The sequence below is a fragment of the Pectobacterium versatile genome (assembly GCF_020166435.1).
GTDB lineage: Bacteria > Pseudomonadota > Gammaproteobacteria > Enterobacterales > Enterobacteriaceae > Pectobacterium > Pectobacterium versatile.
In genome coordinates this window covers 35,489-52,396 of record NZ_JAINZP010000009.1, presented here as the reverse complement: position 1 = coordinate 52,396, position 16,908 = coordinate 35,489, and the positions used below count along the sequence as shown (strand labels likewise).

The following is a 16,908-nucleotide window of genomic DNA, read 5'->3' as shown; positions in this document are numbered from 1 at the left end:
GATGGCGCAAGCCGAGCGTACACGGACGTATTCACAGCGTCTTTACGATCTATCCATTACCACCGCACGACACACGTAATCTTCATCCTCAGGCTGGCTTATTCCGCCACCACAGCAAACGGCGTTTCGGCTGCTTTTCCTGCTGGTTAAAACGGGCGTTAACCCCGTTCGCCAGCAGCTCCAGCGACAGACAAAACACAAAGTAGACCAGCGCGACAAACAGGAACACCTCCATCGGGTAGACCATGCTGCGGTTATTGACCTGCGTAGCAAGAAACGTCAGCTCGCCGACCCCGACAATGTAGGCCAGTGAGGTATCTTTAATCAGAGAAATCCATTGGTTGATGAAGGAAGGCACCATCATCCGCAGCGCTTGAGGAAGCACTATCTGCCATAACACCTGCCAGCGGCTTAGCCCCAGTGAGAGTCCAGCCTGCCACTGGCCGCGCCCGATGGCGACAATGCCGGCCTTCACGCCATGCGCCAGATACGCCGAGGCGATCAGTGCCAGCGCACAAACCACGGTAGTAATTTCAGGGATATCGACGCCAAAAACGATCGGCAACAGAAAATACGTCCAGAAAATTAGCATGATGACGGGAATAGCACGGAAGAACCCCAGCACCATCGCCAACAGTGCACTCCACCAGCCTCGGGACATCGCCAGCGCCACGCCTAAAATCGTACCCAATATGGCAGACGCTATCCCCGCCAGCAGGCTCATCACCAGCGTCAGCGCTGCGCCACCCAGCGGGCCATCCGGGAACGTTCCCCACATCAAATAGTCGATGTTATCGGTGATAACGGTAAAATCCATCTTAGTGTCTCTCCGCCAGACTGCGCTGCTGACGCCACATGCCCCAGCCTTCCATCACCGCAATAATCACGATGTACAACACCGTCGCCACGCCAAACGCCTGAAACGTACGCAGAGTTTCCGTCTCCACCTGACGCGACGCGTAGGACAATTCAGCGACACCAATCGCCATCGTCAACGACGAGTTCTTAACAATATTCATGTACTGCCCAAGCAGCGGCGGCAGAGCGATTTTTAGCGCCTGTGGCAATACCACATAACGCATGGATTGGAAGCCAGTTAACCCCAAAGCATGCGCGGCGTACTTCTGCCCGCGCGCGACGCCGCGAATACCGGCGCGGATCTCCTCCGCAATAAACGCGCTGGAGTAGAGCGTCAACCCAGCCAAGCCCGCCAGAAACTCAAAAGAAGGCCAGGCTAACGTCGTCCCCAGCAGCGAAATAACATGCGGGGTATTCAGCCATTGCATCATCTCTGAGGGAAAAAGCTGTCCGGCACCGAAATACCAGAAAAACAGCTGCACCAGCAGCGGTGTATTACGGAATAGCGAGCTATACGCCACAACAACGCCACGCAGCACATGAATCTGGCTGTCTCTGGCCGCCGCCAACAGAAAACCCAGCACCGTAGACAGAACGATCGTACTCAGGGAAAGACCCAGCGTGATCAGGAAACCGTGCCACAGCCAGATGAGGTATTGAGGAGCCAACAGCCACGACTCAAGCGATTGCAGCGCCGTATCCATGCGTTTTATCTCTCTTTGTCATTATTACGAGGTACAAATAGAAATGCCCTCTGCATGCAGAGGGCTGAGATCATAGCACTGAAGGCGTCAGCTATCAGGATTTAGGTTGTTGATCCAGCGGGGCAAAGGTGAAGTCGCCGCGCGGTTGGGATGATTTTGTGCTCGGCCCGAACCAGCGATCGTAAATCGTCTTCGCTTCACCCTGTTTTTCCAGATTAATCAGCGTGTCGTTAATTTTCGCCGTCAGACGCTCTTCGCCCTTCGGAATCCCGACGCCCTGATACTCTTTGGTAATACTGAACGGTGAGATTTCAAACTCAGCCTTCTGTGCATCAGGCACGTTAGCCAGCAGGCCGACCAGTTTGGCATCATCCTGCGTGATGGCCTGAACGTTGCCGTTACGCAGCGCGGCGAAGGCCAGCGGCGTATCATCGTAGGAAATCACTTTGGCTGTCGGGTAATGCTCACGCAGGGTAATCTCCTGCACGGTGCCTTTATCCGCGCCGATGCGCAGCGTTTTGATGTCTTCCGGCGTTTTCAGCACGCCTTTACGGGCGATGAATTTTTGTCCGGTAGCGAAATAAGGAATACTAAAGTTAACCTGCTTGGCACGCTCATCGGTAATGGTGAAGTTCGCGGCGATCAGATCGACTTTCTGCGAACTTAACAAAGGAATACGGTTAGCGGGATTAGTCGCACGCAGCTCAACCTTTACGCCCAACGCTTTACCAATCGCCTCGGCGATATCCACGTCATAACCCACCAGCTTTTTGCTTTGCGGATCGACATAGCCAAACGGCGGATTACTGTCGAAGACGGCAATTTTCACCACACCCGCCTTCTGAATGTCATCTAATTTATCTGCCTGTGCAGCACCAGAAACGGAAGCCAACCCGGCCAATAAAGTCACTGTCAAAATCTGCTTTTTCATTCCCTGCCCCTTAATTATTGGTGTATTAACAGCAGGCTATCAGCAGGGTGAAAACGCGGGAAATAACATAAATAGCTATAATATAACCTTATGTTACTTCGGAATTCTGGCAGATTATCCTGACGATTCAACGCACCTTGTCAGCGTATGCTGACAGAATAAACCAGGTCATCATCCCCCCAATCAATCCCCAAAACGCCGCACCGATTCCCCACAACGTCAGCCCTGAGGCGGTAATTAGGAAGGTGACTACCGCAGCATCGCGCTGTTTTTCATCCAGTAAAGCGCGATACAGGCTGCCAGAAATGGTGCTGAGCAGCGCCAAACCGGCGATAGAGTGAATCAGCGGCTGCGGTAGCGCCGTGAAAAGCTGCCCGATTGATCCGCCAAAAGCGCCCGCCAGCAGATAAAAGCCACCGGCAGCGACGGCAGCAAGATAGCGTTTCTTCGGATCGGGATGTACATCCGGCCCCATACAGATCGCGGCGGTAATCGCGGCGATACAGACGGAAAAACCACCGAACGGCGTCAAAACCAGCGCGATTAATGCGGTAATACTAATCAGCGGTGATATAGGAACCTGATAGCCAGCGGCTTTCAGCGTGGCAACGCCCGGCGCGTTCTGCGACGCCATCGTGACAATGAAAAATGGAATACCGACACCCAGCAGAGACGCCCATGAAAAATGCGGCGTAATAAACTCCGGTACGGCGAACACCAGCGGCGAATCAGAAACCACAATTTGTCCGCGAAATAAGGCTAGCAGCAGGCCAGCAAGCAGCGTCAGTACAATCGCAAAGCGCGGCAACAGCCGACGGCTGAGCAAATAGGTTATGCACATCGCAAAAGCCAGCCAGAAATCGTGTTGCAGGGAAAGAAAGGCATCCGCACCAAAGCGCAGCAAAATCCCCGCCAGCATCGCAGCAGAAATAGCCTGCGGAATAACATTCATCAGGCGGGCAAAGAGGCCAGTGATCCCACAGATAAAAATAAGCGCGGAGGCAAACAGGAACACGCCGATCGCCTCATTGATCGAGGTGCCCGGCAGGCTGGTGACCAGCAGCGCCGCCCCTGGCGTTGACCAGGCCGCCAGTATCGGCGCGCGGTAATACAGCGACAGGCTAATAGAGGCCAGCCCTTGGGCAATCCCCAGCATGCTTAACCAGCCGCCGATCTGCACCGCACTGGCACCCGCCGCTTCTGCTGCCTGAAAAATGATGGCGGCGGAGCTGGTGTAGCCCACCAGCACCGCAACGAAGCCAGCGATAAGGGTCGAAAAGGTGACATCTTTTAGCGCAAATGATGCAGGCATGGTATACCTTCATTCTTATCGTGCGTTATAACGCACAGAAAGCGTTAACATAGCAGTGTGCGCTATAACGCACAAGCAGGAGCCAGTACAGATGTCTGATGAGCTAACCCGCCGTATTGGCAATACGTTGAAAAAGTTAAGACAAGAGAAAAGCTGGAGCCTCACGCGTGCGGCAGAAGAAACGGGTGTGAGCAAAGCGATGCTGGGCCAGATCGAGCGGGGTGAATCCAGCCCGACGGTTGCCACGCTGTGGAAAATTGCGACCGGTATGAATGTCGCGTTCTCTAGCTTTATTGAACCGACGCTCGCGGATGAAGACGTGACCTATCGCTCAGGGGCGGGATCGTCATTCAGGGAAAACGAAGCAGGAATGCACGTTGCACCGCTCTTCCCTTTCGACGAAAAACTACGTTTTGATATGTTGGTTATTGAGCTGGCGGCGGGTGCCAGCAGCACCTCATCGGCGCATGAAAGCGGGGTGATCGAGCATATTATTGTGCTGGAGGGACAACTGGAAATGACTGTTGATGGACAGACGCATGTGTTGTCCGCTGGTGACGCCTTGCGCTTTGCCGCCGACAGGGAACACCGCTACCATAACCCTGCCGATACCACAGCGCGCTTCCACGATCTGATTCACTATCCTGATAAAAAATAACGCCCTGCAAGCAGGGCGTTGTCACGATAAGCGCAAGGACTGGATCACTCTTCCGCTTTATCTTTCTGCGCCAGCAGCTTTTCCAGCGCATCGCCACCCAGGTGACGGAAATCCTGACCTTTGACGAAATAGAAGATAAATTCGCAGATGTTCTGGCAACGGTCACCGATACGCTCGATGGAACGGGCGCAGAACAACGCCGTCAGTACGCTTGGGATGGTGCGAGGATCTTCCATCATGTGGGTCATCAGTTGACGCACAATCCCTTCGTACTCTTTATCCACTTTTTTGTCTTCGCGATAAATACGAATCGCTTCATCCAGATCCATACGGGCAAACGCATCCAGCACGTCATGCAGCATCTGCACGGTGTGGCGCCCTAATGACTCCAGACTCACCAGCAGCGGCTGATGCTGATGGGAGAACTTCTCCAGCGCAGTGCGACAGATTTTATCCGCTACGTCACCGATGCGTTCCAGTTCGGAGATGGTTTTGATGATCGCCATCACCAGACGCAGATCGCTGGCGGTAGGCTGCCTTTTCGCAATAATGCGCACGCAGGCTTCATCAATCGCCACTTCCATCATGTTAACTTTGGCGTCACCTTCAATCACCTGCTGAGCCAGCTCCGCATCCTGATTATGCATCGCGGTAATCGCGTCACTCAGCTGTTGCTCCACCAGCCCGCCCATGGTCAGGACCTGCGTGCGGATGTGTTCCAGTTCGGCGTTAAACTGACCGGAAATGTGTTTGTTCAGATTCAGATTATCCATGATGCTTTCCTAATCAACCGTAACGGCCGGTGATGTAATCTTCAGTCTGTTTCTGCCGTGGAGCAGTAAACAGGGTATCAGTATCGCTGAACTCAATCAGCTCACCCAAATACATAAACGCCGTATGATCTGAACAACGCGCTGCCTGCTGCATATTGTGCGTCACGATGACCACGGTGTAGTCTTTTTTCAGCTCGGAGATCAGTTCTTCAATGCGGCCAGTAGAAATCGGGTCAAGCGCAGAACAGGGTTCATCCAGCAGCAAGACATCTGGGCGAATCGCGATACCACGCGCAATACATAAACGCTGCTGTTGACCACCAGACAGGCTATAGCCGCTCTGGTGCAGCTTATCTTTCGTCTCTTGCCACAGCGCGGCTTTGGTCAGCGCCCACTGGACACGCTCATCCATATCGGCACGAGACAGCTTTTCAAACAGACGCACACCAAACGCGATGTTGTCGTAAATCGACATCGGGAACGGCGTCGGCTTCTGGAACACCATGCCGACCTTGGCGCGCAGCAGCGCGATATCTTGCTTATCCGTCAGGATGTTATTACCATCCAGCAGGATGTCGCCTTCGGCGCGCTGCTCAGGGTAGAGCTGATACATTTTATTCAGCGTACGCAGCAGCGTGGATTTACCACAGCCGGACGGGCCGATAAACGCGGTAACCTGATTCGCGGCAATATCCAGCGTAATGTTTTTCAACGCATGGAATTTTCCGTAATAGAAATTCAGATCGCGTACCTGGATTTTGTTGGATGTCTCAGTAGCCATACTCATCAAGACTTCTCTCTTTTTCCTGGCGCTGCCTGGCAGCACCTTGAATTTATTTAATGTTTCTCAGAAAACGACTATTTCTTAGCGAATTAGTGCTTCTTGGCAGAGAAAATAACGCGCGCCAGAATATTCAGCAGCAGCACACACATCGTAATCAGCAGTACGCCCGCCCAAGCCAGCTGTTGCCACTCCACAAACGGGCTCATGGCAAACTTAAATATGGTGACCGGCAGGTTAGCAATCGGATGCATCATATCCGTGCTCCAGAACTGATTCGACAGCGACGTAAACAGCAGCGGCGCGGTTTCCCCAGCAATACGCGCAATGGCCAACAATACCCCAGTGATGATGCCCGATACCGATGCCTTCAGCGTAATCGCAGAAATCATTTTCCATTTCGGCGTACCCAGTGCATAAGCCGCTTCACGCAGGCTATCTGGCACCAGTTTAAGCATGTTCTCGGTGGTACGAATCACAATCGGCACCTGCAACAGCGCCAGCGCAATCACCCCCGCCCAGCCGGAGAAGTGCTGCATTTTTGCCACCACCAGCGTGTAGACAAACAGACCCACCACAATCGACGGTGCTGACAGCAGAATGTCGTTGATGAAACGAATCACTTCGGCGATCCAGGATTTACGACCGTATTCCGCCAGATAGATACCCGCCATAATCCCCAGCGGCGTCCCCAGCAGCGTCGCCCACAGGATCAGCAATCCGCTCCCGACGATGGCATTCGCCAATCCACCACCCGCCGTATTAGGCGGCGGCGTCATTTCGGTAAACAACGCCAGAGACATGCCATCCACGCCTCGGGTCACGGTCGAAAACAGGATCCAGACCAGCCAGAACAGGCCGAATACCATCGTGGACATGGATAAGAACAGCGCAATACGGTTTTTCTGGCGGCGCCAGGCCTGCATTTTACGCCGCGAACGCTCCAGAGCAGCGTCTTGCTCTATGCCTAATGTAGCCATTAGCGCGCCCCCTCATTTTTAGCCAGACGCATCACCATCAGCTTTGAACATGCCAGAACAATAAAGGTAATCACAAACAGAATCAGCCCCAGTTCCATCAGTGCCGCCGTGTGCAAGCCGGATTCAGCTTCGGCGAACTCATTCGCCAGCGCAGAGGTAATACTGTTGCCTGGCATATACAGCGACGCGCTGTCGAGTTGGTAGGTGTTACCGATGATAAAGGTCACCGCCATGGTTTCCCCCAACGCGCGCCCTAATCCCAACATCACCCCACCGATCACGCCGTTTTTGGTGTAAGGCAGCACAATGCGCCAGATGACTTCCCACGTCGTACAGCCAATGCCGTAAGCGGACTCTTTCATCATCACCGGCGTTTGCTCAAACACGTCACGCATCACCGCCGCAATGTACGGGATAATCATGATGGCCAGAATGACGCCAGCCGCCAGAATACCGATCCCGAATGCCGGGCCGGAGAACAGCGAGCCAACAATAGGAATACCGGACAGGACGTTGCCTACCGGTTGTTGGAAGTATTTAGCAAACAGAGGAGCGAAAATGAACAGCCCCCACATGCCGTAAACAATACTCGGTATGGCTGCCAGCAATTCAATCGCCACGCCAAGCGGACGCTTCAACCAAGCGGGTGCCAGTTCTGTCAGAAATAGCGCAATCCCGAAGCTAATCGGAATCGCAATAATCAGTGCAATCAGTGAGGTAACGATGGTGCCGTAAATCGGAACCAGTGCACCAAACTGCTCTGCGGGCGCATCCCACTCTTTCGTCCACAAGAAGGCAAAACCGAACTTCTCGATGCTAGGCCAGGACGCCACAATCAGGGAAACAATGATGCCACCCAATAGCAGTAGCGTGACCAGCGCCGCCAGTTTTACCAGCGCGCTGAAGAGGATATCGCCATACTTTCCCGGGGCTTTGATAGTTGGCTTGTACTCCGCCATACGTCTCTCTTCTCGTTTTAACTACATTTGATAAGCTATTGAAGGCAGAGAGGTTACTATCACCTCTCCGCCCCGATACGACGTGTTATTCCACTACGTATTTTCCAGAACCTGACAACTTCATCACGCTCTGATTATCAACACGACGTGTCGATACAATAATTAGTACAGTGCTTTACCGCTGCTGTCTTTTACCTGGGTTTTCCAGGCAGCACGGATTTGCTCAACCACTTCTTTTGGCAGTGTGGCGTAATCCAGCGCTTCAGCTTGCTCGCCGCCTTTCTTGAACGCCCAGTCGAAGAATTTCAACACTTCAGCGCCCTGCTCAGGTTTTTCCTGTTTGGTGTGAACCAGGATGAACGTGGTTGAGGTGATCGGCCATGCATCAGCGCCTTTCTGGTTAGTCAGATCCTGAGCGAAAGACTTGCTCCAGTCGATCTCTTTAGCCGCGTTGCTGAAGCTAGCGCCAGTCGGGCTAACCGCTTTGCCATCGGCAGAAATCAGTTTGGTGTAAGCTAGGTTGTTCTGCTTGGCATACGCGTATTCTACGTAACCGATAGAACCAGGCAGACGTTGTACGAACGCCGCGATACCATCGTTACCTTTACCGCCCAGACCGGTTGGCCAGTTCACGGTAGAACCTGCGCCAATCTTCTCTTTCCACTCTGGGTTCACTTTTGCCAGATAGCTGGTGAACACGAAAGACGTACCAGAGCCGTCAGCACGACGAACCACAGCGATGTCCTGATTCGGCAGCTTGGCATTCGGGTTCAGTTTGGTGATCGCCGGGTCGTTCCATTTTTTGATGTTACCCAGGTAGATATCACCCAGCGTTTTACCATCCAGCGTTAAATCGCCAGATTTGATACCAGGAACGTTCACTGCCAGCACCACGCCACCGATAACGGTTGGGAACTGGAATAAACCATCCTGTGCTAATTTGTCGTCAGCCAGAGGGGCGTCAGAAGCACCGAAATCGACCGTTTTAGCGATAATCTGTTTTACACCGCCAGAAGAACCGATGCCTTGATAGTTAACTTTATTACCGGTTTCTTTTTGATAGGAGTCAGCCCATTTGGCATAAACAGGCGCAGGGAATGTCGCACCGGCACCGGTGAGGTTAGCAGCAGCTAAAGCAGAAAATGCCGTCAGAGAAAGGGTTGCCGCAACAACACTGGCAAGAGTGGTACGCATCGGTTTCATAATCCCTCCTGTGGGATACTCAAACGTGTCGACGTAACGTCGTTATCTATCAGAGTTATCAAATCAGAGTGTAGTTCGCAGGAGGAAAAATAGGACAATTTGGTGACAGTAAAATGTACTAAATATGACAGTTTTGTGACAGTCGAGAGATAGGCAAGTGCCATGGGTGAATAAGCTGAAACCTCAGAAATTTTCGTCATAAACTAATTTGAATTTTCCAATTTATTTTTTGGCGATAATTGGCCGATGCTTCCTAAGTTTTTCTGAGTATTCTAATTTCATATTCCAGAACAGTTCCTCATCTAAAAGCAGTGACTGTGGGAGGTCTAATATACTTTCAGTTTCTGAGAAATTCAGTCTATGATATTTCAATTTCTCGGTTAATATTTCTTTAGTGTTTTTTGTTAAACCGCTAAAAACAAATGATGCTTCACTTTTTGTCATTAACTTCAAATTATTATAAAAAACATCAGAACCATATATTTCAGGTGGCAATGCTTCACACATAACGGCGCTGTAATTATTATGAATTTTTCGGTGTAAAGGTAGTGTTATATCAGCTAAAATATTGCTTCCCATATTGAGATCTATATCCAGCGTGTCACATTGTAAATGTTCTCCAATATGGGTGCCTTCATCCAAAAATATCCTTTTGTGTAACTCTCCACACCCTATTACTATCCTTTTATGGCGAGGGTTGCATTGTGATTCATTTACAACACGCTCAGTATGCATCATTAATGAAGCAGTTGATTCCTGAGAAAAGGATGTATTTAGTTTGTGCATGTAATTATCTATTTCCTCTGGGAAATAACTTAATAGCGCACCCATTTCTCTAGCAACAACCAGTTCTGATTTTATAACTTTCATCTCATGCTGTTCACCTACCAAAGAATCCATTATTTCTCTCTTTTTATCATACAATTCAATAAACCGACTGGCATATCTTTCCCCCTGTTCACAATCCTTTCTGTATATGATAATAATATATATAAATTCATTTTTTTCTTTAGGGAAAATTTTACAGCCAATATTCGGGAATTCAATAACAGTATGTAATTCTGGCGAATACAAACTATCAACAGAAAACACCCCCATTGGACGTTTCCCTGAAATAACCGTCCCCCAACTCTTTTCTCGGGTATTAGCCTCATCAGGAGAAATCCCTGTAGAATTAATTTGGTACTCTGCGTAAATTTTTGTTACATCAGAAGCCATCGCTGCTTTTTTATTTATATACTCATCAATTTTAAAAATTGCGAATTCTCTAGTTTTTCCTGTTATATAATTCTGATCATACACATTTGGTTTTTCTGAAAAAAATGAATATTTTATGTCAGGATAAATACTCTTTATTATCTCTACTGTATTAGTATATGCTGGGAAAAAATTGTTTTTAACATTAATATTGGAAATTTTCATTTATCCTCCCCAGATTAATTTTGTATATTATCACAGCATACCTGTTCTTTTTTGAAAGAACAGACTATACACGATATACTTAACGGGTAAAAATTACACACTTCATGGCTACTAACCGTGGTCTTATTATCTTTTGTTACAGTACCGTTTATGATCTCTGCAATCTGAAAATAGAACAAAACCGCCTTTACGCACCATGCCCAAGGAAATAAAAAATAGTATCAGGCTTATAGCTATCGCCCTGATAATAAATTACCCAGTCGGTTACCCACGATATATCAATAGGATACACCCCGCCTTCCTGCATATCCTCAACGTAGAACGGATGATTGATTAATGTCCCCGTGACGACCGCGTCGTCGATTTTTTCGGGCACAAACCACATGTTTTCACGCTCTTCTCCATGAGGAAAACCAAACTTCACCATAAAGCGCCATGCACTTTCGACGGGCTTAGGTGATTTTTTTATTATCTACACCAGACCGTTTGCTGATGCTGGTGTAATCTGGGCAACGCAACGGCACATCCATCATCTGGAAAACCAAGTCGATAAACCCCTGCAACGCCCGCAAGGTAAGGTGAAAGACACTTTTGAGCATCAGCGCGGTAGCGATCGGACTGAACGGGGTCGTGCATACAGTAAGGTTTCCCCCGTGATTGGGGGAAACCGAGGTACTCAGGTGTAAAATCAGATAACCCAGCCCAGCAGCAATGTTGCCGCGATGACGGTAGACGCGCCGCCGATACGGGTGGCGATCTGTGCGAACGGCATCAGAGACATGCGGTTAGAGGCAGACAGTATCGCTACGTCACCCGTACCACCCAGCCCGCTGTGGCAGGTGGTTACGATGGAAGCCTCAATCGGGTACATATTCAGGTAAGGTGCAATCAGGAAGCTAACCAGCGCCATGGACAGCACCACAGAACCACAGACGATGACATAACCCACAGAGAATACCGCGACGACGCTCTCCAGCGGGATATACAGCATGCCCAGCCCGATCATCAGCGGCCACACCAGAGAACTGGATACGAACTTGTAAACGCTGTGCGCGCCAGTTTCCATAATCGCAGGAATCACGCGTCCGTATTTGCAGAAGACGGCGATCAGAATCATCAGAACTGGGCCTGGGATGTGTACCAGTTTCTCAAACAGGCCACCGACGATGAAGAAGGCGCAAATCATCAACAGTCCGCCGCCCATTAGGTGAAAATCGACCGGTTTTGGCGCTTCGTTGACGGCAAACATTGCATTGTCTTCATCGCTGCGAACCAGACGGCCTTCGCCGTTCAGATCCTTGCGACGCATACCCAGACGGGATAGCACGCCAGCACACAGAATCGCGAAGATGTTACCGACGACGGCTGCGGGTGCTAGTTGAGCGACATAGACATCTGGGCTTTGTCCCAGAATCGCAGAATAGGCTAAGGATAACGGCAGGATGCCTTCACCAATGCCGCCACCGATAATTGGCACGATGATGAAGAAGAAAGTGTGATAAACGCTGTAGCCGCACAGTTTACCAACCAGCAAACCGGTTGCCAGCGCGGTTGCGGTGCCGACAACCAGCGGGACGAACATGCGCACCATCCCCTGAATCAGGATTTTGCGGTTCATACCTAGAATACTGCCGACCACCAGACAGGCGATGACGAAATACAGGAAGTTCGCCTCTTTCATCAGCAGGTGGACGGTTTTCATGGTGTTGTCGTTGAACAGCTCAAAATACACCATAACGGAAGGCACCATCAGGCACAGAATGGCTGGGCCGCCGATATCTTTGAACACGGGAATGTTACTGCCAATGTGTGCCAGTAAAAAACCCATCGTCATGATGACGGCGAAACCGCCAATCATATTTTTAGGCAAATATCCTTCGTAGGCAGCGATAGCGACAATGGCGGCAATCGCCATAAAAAGCGCAACGGGAATGGAGCCGATTTTCTTTTTAAAAAAGCCCCCGATAAACGATTCTTGTGTTTCCAGAGCGAGATCGTTCTCACATAAAATATCAGTTTCAATTTTTTTCATTATATTCACCCTGCTAGGACAGTTGGTACAGAAAGAAATGACATACCTGCCATTACGATATTGATGATGCATCGCTATCGACGTGGCTTATTGACGTTTTTCTTATCGATATCTGTGTGCTTATCGAGCGTCTCTAATGCCAGTGGCGGTGGGATGTTTATTATCAAAAAGCAGAAAAATACGTTTTTTTGTTTTTTATCAATTGGTAGAAAAACTATAAAGAATGATGGATGTTATTTAACAATGAATCATGTTGGAGGGTAATCTAGCATGAGGGAATGTTAAAAATAATACGTTAATTACGTATTTGTGAACTTATCTACAACTCTATTTTAAATAACTTATATTATTTTTTTGTAATTAAAATAATTTATTGAGAGGGTGTGGGGAATTAAAACAGAAGGAGAGGTAAATCACAGAGTGAAAATACCACTTTATGAGAATAAGTAAATAGCGTGTTTTCATTTTATTAAAAATATTTATTTAACTAAAATAGCCAGGTAATTATTGAGCGATATCATTGTTTCGCTGGTTGACGACGCTGCCGTATCGCAGGACAAAATGCGTTCTCGACCCTATGTCAGTCGCCTTTGTATCTATGCTTTATCTAACGGATGTATCCAGCAACGGAGCTCTGGTAACGGCTATCCCACAGATAAACAACGATGTAGAGCGTGCTTGCTGCCCGTTAAAGGAGGGGGAAACAACGCTTTTTATGTCGCATAGAGTTTTTTTATGTAGCGTAGATAGTCATTTGTCTACTTATGGTGCCGTGGTAAATATCAGAATTTCTTATTATCTGTCAGAGTTTTCACCTGTTGTTAACGTTTTTAACAAAAAATAGTGCTCAAATCTTGGACATGTAAGACCAGATGACTATAGTTTTTTTAATGGTGATAATTTCTTTATGTCCGCAATGTATCAGTTTCTATCGCTGTTTTTTCATCAAAAGACAGAGAATATGCCTTCCTTGAGGTGATGAACTTGTATTTTCTCTTTTAAGAAAATGTAAGGAAATTTTGTAAATCCTTACAGCTTATATTGACGTCACCGCCATCTGTTGAGAAATTGAGGGCGTCATAGGGATATAAGGAGGAAAGCAGCGGCTTGTCTGAATGATTCTACGTCTTCATCCAGCATCCGTGAGCGGGTTGTGGCGCGTCAAGGTATACGTTGTAGTTATTATGACTCTATCCAACAGCGTGACGGCCATCGGTTTTGGTAACCACCTTTCCTCTCCCTCATTATTTGAATTTTGCCTTCGGGCGACAGGGTACAAGACCACAGTTCGTAAAAATACAGGTCTGGCCAACCATACCCAATTGATTTCGAGATGCAGGACGGAATATCAGCGCTGTTAACCACTGCGTTTTTAACGACAGTATTAACGTCTATGCAGCTTGGAGTATGGCGGGTATAGCACACAACATCATCCACAATGGAGCACAAGTAATGGAAAAATCCCTCGTTAGATCAAGGGTATTGAAGTTCGGCCTTGGCTTACTCGCCATGTCCGTCGCGGTAGGTGTTCAGGCAAAAACGCTGGTGTACTGCTCAGAAGGCTCCCCAGAAGGTTTTAACCCGCAGCTGTTCACCTCCGGTACAACGTTTGATGCCAGCTCTATTCCTATTTATAACCGCCTGGTGGAATTTAAAGACGGCACTACGGACACCGGTCCGGGTCTGGCTGAAAAATGGGATATTAGCGAAGACGGCAAAACCTATACTTTCCATTTGCGCAAAGGCGTGAAATGGCAAGACAGCAAGGACTTCAAACCTTCTCGTGAATTCAATGCCGATGACGTGATTTTCTCCTTCATGCGTCAGCAGGATGCCAACCATCCGTACCACAAAGTATCTGGAGGCAGCTATGAATACTATCAAGGTATGGGTATGCCGGAACTGGTCAGCAAAATCGAAAAAGTCGACGACTACACCGTCCGCTTTGTGCTGAACCGCCCTGAAGCGCCGTTCCTGGCAAACCTGGCGATGGACTTCGCTTCCATCCTGTCGGGGGAATATGCGGATCAGATGTTGAAAGCCGGTACGCCAGAGAAGGTTGACCTGAACCCAATTGGTACAGGTCCGTTCCAACTGCAACAGTACCAGAAAGATTCCCGTATTCTGTACAAAGCCTTTGAAGGCTTCTGGGGCACCAAGCCGGGTATTGACCGTCTGGTCTTCTCTATCACGCCAGATGCGTCTGTACGTTACGCCAAGCTGCAAAAAGACGAATGCCAGATCATGCCGTATCCAAACCCGGCCGATCTTGCCCGCATGAAAGAAGACAAAAACATCACGTTGCTGGAAAAGCCGGGCTTGAACGTCGGCTACCTGTCTTACAACGTTGAGAAAAAACCGCTGGATAACGTCAAGATTCGCCAGGCGCTGAACTATGCAGTGAACAAGTCTGCCATCATTGAGGCGGTCTATCAGGGTGCTGGTCAGGCCGCGACTAACCTGATCCCGCCGACTATGTGGGGCTACAACAACGACGTTAAAGACTACAGCTACGATCCTGAAAAAGCGAAAGCACTGCTGAAAGAAGCAGGTATGGCTGACGGTTTCGCTATCGACCTGTGGGCAATGCCAGTACAGCGTCCGTACAACCCGAATGCTCGTCGTATGGCGGAAATGATTCAGTCCGACTGGGCGAAAGTGGGCGTGAAAGCCAAGATCGTCACCTACGAGTGGGGCGAGTATCTGAAGCGCGCGAAAGACGGCGAGCACCAGACCGTGCTGATGGGCTGGACTGGCGACAATGGGGATCCAGATAACTTCTTTGCGACCCTGTTCAGCTGCGACGCGGCCAAAAATGGCTCCAACTACTCCAAGTGGTGTTACAAGCCGTTTGAAGATTTGATCCAACCGGCGCGCGCTGTTTCCGATCACGAAAAACGTATTGAACTGTACAAGCAGGCGCAGGTTGTGATGCACGATCAGGCTCCGGCGCTGATTGTTGCGCACTCCACCGTGTACGAGCCAGTGCGTAAAAACGTGAAAGGTTATGTGATTCAGTCGCGTGGCGTGCATAGCTTCAACAACGTGACGTTGGATTAAGTCAGCCACTCGTTTTTCACGGACATTAAAAACCCCGACCTTGCGGTTTCTCGTTAGAGGAGCCGTGGAGGCGGGGTTTCTTGCCCGTTAAATTTTATGGTGGGCCGTCGTACACGACGTTTAAAATCGTTCCTGACGATTTTTTATGCTGTGAGCAATGATAAGCCTGATGGCCAATGAGCCAACGGGCATGAATAGAGAGTTCGGGATATGTTGCAGTTCATACTCCGGCGTTTGGGGCTCGTTATCCCAACGTTTATTGGTATCACCCTATTGACCTTCGCATTCGTGCACATGATTCCGGGCGACCCGGTGATGATCATGGCGGGGGAACGAGGTATCTCCGCCGAGCGCCATGCGCAATTGCTGGCTGAAATGGGGCTGGACAAGCCGCTTTGGCAGCAATACCTCCACTATATTGGCGGTGTGATGCAGGGCGATCTCGGGATCTCCCTCAAGAGTCGTATCCCCGTGTGGGAAGAATTTGTGCCTCGCTTCAAAGCGACGCTGGAACTGGGTATCTGCGCGATGATGTTTGCTATCGCAGTGGGGATTCCGGTTGGCGTGTTGGCTGCGGTCAAACGTGGTTCCATTTTCGATCATACCTCTGTTGGCCTGGCGCTGACGGGCTACTCCATGCCTATCTTCTGGTGGGGCATGATGCTGATTATGCTGGTCTCCGTTCAGCTCAACCTGACGCCCGTTTCGGGGCGTATCAGCGACACGATTTTCCTCGATGACAGCATGCCGCTGACCGGTTTTATGCTGATCGATACCCTGTTCTGGGGTGAGGAAGGCGACTTTATCGATGCCGTTCAACACATGATCCTGCCTGCCATCGTGCTGGGCACCATTCCACTGGCGGTGATTGTGCGTATGACGCGCTCTGCCATGCTGGAAGTGCTGGGTGAGGATTACATTCGTACCGCTCGCGCTAAAGGGCTGAGCCGTCTGCGTGTGATTGTCGTGCACGCGTTGCGTAATGCGATGCTGCCGGTGGTAACGGTGATTGGTTTACAGGTCGGCACCATGCTGGCTGGGGCGATCCTGACGGAAACCATTTTCTCCTGGCCGGGGCTGGGACGGTGGTTGATCGATGCATTACAGCGTCGTGACTATCCGGTGGTTCAGGGCGGCGTACTGTTGGTGGCAACCATGATCATTCTGGTGAACCTGCTGGTCGATGTGCTCTACGGTGTGGTTAACCCACGCATCCGTCACAAGAAATAAGGGGA

Annotated in this window: 15 protein-coding genes and 1 pseudogene; 3 read left to right on the top strand and 13 right to left on the bottom strand. The window is 49.8% G+C overall.

The features are described from left to right. Nucleotides 1–88: 88 nt before the first annotated feature. The 4 genes from K7X24_RS12425 to K7X24_RS12410 form a co-directional block, all read right to left on the bottom strand. Nucleotides 89–817 (bottom strand): amino acid ABC transporter permease, encoded by a 729-nt coding sequence (locus K7X24_RS12425; protein ID WP_039475211.1) that lies wholly within the window; start codon nt 815–817, stop codon nt 89–91. A gap of 1 nt (nt 818) precedes the next feature. After that, on the bottom strand, nt 819–1,562 hold the full coding sequence (locus K7X24_RS12420) for an amino acid ABC transporter permease (RefSeq protein ID WP_180790245.1): 744 nt from the start codon (nt 1,560–1,562) through the stop codon (nt 819–821). 94 nt (nt 1,563–1,656) lie between these two features. Then, nucleotides 1,657–2,493 carry an ABC transporter substrate-binding protein gene (locus K7X24_RS12415; protein WP_010681432.1) on the bottom strand — a complete coding sequence of 279 codons (837 nt, stop codon included), beginning with the start codon at nt 2,491–2,493 and terminating at the stop codon, nt 1,657–1,659. Between the two features lie 127 nt (nt 2,494–2,620). Beyond that, nucleotides 2,621–3,805 (bottom strand): benzoate/H(+) symporter BenE family transporter, encoded by a 1,185-nt coding sequence (locus tag K7X24_RS12410; protein ID WP_224555152.1) that lies wholly within the window; start codon nt 3,803–3,805, stop codon nt 2,621–2,623. 91 nt (nt 3,806–3,896) lie between these two features. On the opposite strand from K7X24_RS12410, the gene K7X24_RS12405 reads away from it, so the two are divergent. Further along, on the top strand, nt 3,897–4,463 hold the full coding sequence (locus K7X24_RS12405) for a helix-turn-helix domain-containing protein (RefSeq protein WP_224555151.1): 567 nt from the start codon (nt 3,897–3,899) through the stop codon (nt 4,461–4,463). A gap of 44 nt (nt 4,464–4,507) precedes the next feature. Here K7X24_RS12405 and phoU read toward each other — a convergent pair whose 3' ends face one another. The 9 genes and pseudogenes from phoU to K7X24_RS12360 all read right to left on the bottom strand — a co-directional run bounded on the left by phoU (nt 4,508) and on the right by K7X24_RS12360 (nt 12,613). Next, the gene (phoU, locus tag K7X24_RS12400; RefSeq protein ID WP_010308605.1) at nt 4,508–5,236 is read right to left on the bottom strand and encodes a phosphate signaling complex protein PhoU; all 729 of its coding nucleotides are present in this window, start codon (nt 5,234–5,236) and stop codon (nt 4,508–4,510) included. Nucleotides 5,237–5,249: 13 nt separating this feature from the next. Next, nucleotides 5,250–6,023, bottom strand: a complete 774-nt coding sequence (pstB, locus tag K7X24_RS12395; protein WP_010681437.1) for a phosphate ABC transporter ATP-binding protein PstB — start codon at nt 6,021–6,023, stop codon at nt 5,250–5,252. Between the two features lie 86 nt (nt 6,024–6,109). Next, nucleotides 6,110–6,997, bottom strand: coding sequence for a phosphate ABC transporter permease PstA (gene pstA / locus K7X24_RS12390; protein WP_039275952.1), 888 nt, complete (start codon nt 6,995–6,997; stop codon nt 6,110–6,112). Continuing rightward, a complete protein-coding gene (gene pstC, locus K7X24_RS12385; RefSeq protein ID WP_039487834.1) occupies nt 6,997–7,956 on the bottom strand; it encodes a phosphate ABC transporter permease PstC in 960 nt (319 codons plus the stop codon). Before pstC ends, pstA begins: the two co-directional genes overlap by 1 nt. Before the next feature lie 162 nt (nt 7,957–8,118). Next, nucleotides 8,119–9,159 (bottom strand): phosphate ABC transporter substrate-binding protein PstS, encoded by a 1,041-nt coding sequence (gene pstS / locus K7X24_RS12380; protein ID WP_224555150.1) that lies wholly within the window; start codon nt 9,157–9,159, stop codon nt 8,119–8,121. A gap of 222 nt (nt 9,160–9,381) precedes the next feature. After that, nucleotides 9,382–10,581, bottom strand: coding sequence for an NleE/OspZ family T3SS effector cysteine methyltransferase (locus K7X24_RS22090; protein ID WP_318013140.1), 1,200 nt, complete (start codon nt 10,579–10,581; stop codon nt 9,382–9,384). A 187-nt stretch (nt 10,582–10,768) separates the two neighbouring features. Then, a complete protein-coding gene (locus K7X24_RS12370) occupies nt 10,769–11,050 on the bottom strand; it encodes a DUF2314 domain-containing protein (RefSeq protein ID WP_224555225.1) in 282 nt (93 codons plus the stop codon). Nucleotides 11,051–11,060: 10 nt separating this feature from the next. Next, nucleotides 11,061–11,195 (bottom strand): annotated as a pseudogene (locus K7X24_RS12365) (transposase); the annotation flags it as partial. Between the two features lie 74 nt (nt 11,196–11,269). Then, the gene (locus K7X24_RS12360) at nt 11,270–12,613 is read right to left on the bottom strand and encodes a 2-hydroxycarboxylate transporter family protein (RefSeq protein WP_224555149.1); all 1,344 of its coding nucleotides are present in this window, start codon (nt 12,611–12,613) and stop codon (nt 11,270–11,272) included. A gap of 1,452 nt (nt 12,614–14,065) precedes the next feature. Here K7X24_RS12360 and dppA point away from each other — a divergent pair. Further along, nucleotides 14,066–15,673, top strand: coding sequence for a dipeptide ABC transporter periplasmic-binding protein DppA (gene dppA / locus K7X24_RS12355; protein WP_224555148.1), 1,608 nt, complete (start codon nt 14,066–14,068; stop codon nt 15,671–15,673). A gap of 210 nt (nt 15,674–15,883) precedes the next feature. Then, nucleotides 15,884–16,903: a dipeptide ABC transporter permease DppB gene (gene dppB / locus K7X24_RS12350; protein ID WP_010296852.1), complete on the top strand. Its 1,020-nt coding sequence runs from the start codon at nt 15,884–15,886 to the stop codon at nt 16,901–16,903. The last annotated feature ends 5 nt before the right edge of the window (nt 16,904–16,908 follow it).

Excerpts from the sequence above, each read along its gene's own strand:
- K7X24_RS12425 (WP_039475211.1), bottom strand. The coding sequence starts at position 817 with ATGGATTTTACCGTTATCACCGATAACATCGACTATTTGATGTGGGGA.
- K7X24_RS12420 (WP_180790245.1), bottom strand. The coding sequence starts at position 1,562 with ATGGATACGGCGCTGCAATCGCTTGAGTCGTGGCTGTTGGCTCCTCAA.
- K7X24_RS12415 (WP_010681432.1), bottom strand. The coding sequence starts at position 2,493 with ATGAAAAAGCAGATTTTGACAGTGACTTTATTGGCCGGGTTGGCTTCC.
- K7X24_RS12410 (WP_224555152.1), bottom strand. The coding sequence starts at position 3,805 with ATGCCTGCATCATTTGCGCTAAAAGATGTCACCTTTTCGACCCTTATC.
- K7X24_RS12405 (WP_224555151.1), top strand. The coding sequence starts at position 3,897 with ATGTCTGATGAGCTAACCCGCCGTATTGGCAATACGTTGAAAAAGTTA.
- phoU (WP_010308605.1), bottom strand. The coding sequence starts at position 5,236 with ATGGATAATCTGAATCTGAACAAACACATTTCCGGTCAGTTTAACGCC.
- pstB (WP_010681437.1), bottom strand. The coding sequence starts at position 6,023 with ATGAGTATGGCTACTGAGACATCCAACAAAATCCAGGTACGCGATCTG.
- pstA (WP_039275952.1), bottom strand. The coding sequence starts at position 6,997 with ATGGCTACATTAGGCATAGAGCAAGACGCTGCTCTGGAGCGTTCGCGG.
- pstC (WP_039487834.1), bottom strand. The coding sequence starts at position 7,956 with ATGGCGGAGTACAAGCCAACTATCAAAGCCCCGGGAAAGTATGGCGAT.
- pstS (WP_224555150.1), bottom strand. The coding sequence starts at position 9,159 with ATGAAACCGATGCGTACCACTCTTGCCAGTGTTGTTGCGGCAACCCTT.
- K7X24_RS22090 (WP_318013140.1), bottom strand. The coding sequence starts at position 10,581 with ATGAAAATTTCCAATATTAATGTTAAAAACAATTTTTTCCCAGCATAT.
- K7X24_RS12360 (WP_224555149.1), bottom strand. The coding sequence starts at position 12,613 with ATGAAAAAAATTGAAACTGATATTTTATGTGAGAACGATCTCGCTCTG.
- dppA (WP_224555148.1), top strand. The coding sequence starts at position 14,066 with ATGGAAAAATCCCTCGTTAGATCAAGGGTATTGAAGTTCGGCCTTGGC.
- dppB (WP_010296852.1), top strand. The coding sequence starts at position 15,884 with ATGTTGCAGTTCATACTCCGGCGTTTGGGGCTCGTTATCCCAACGTTT.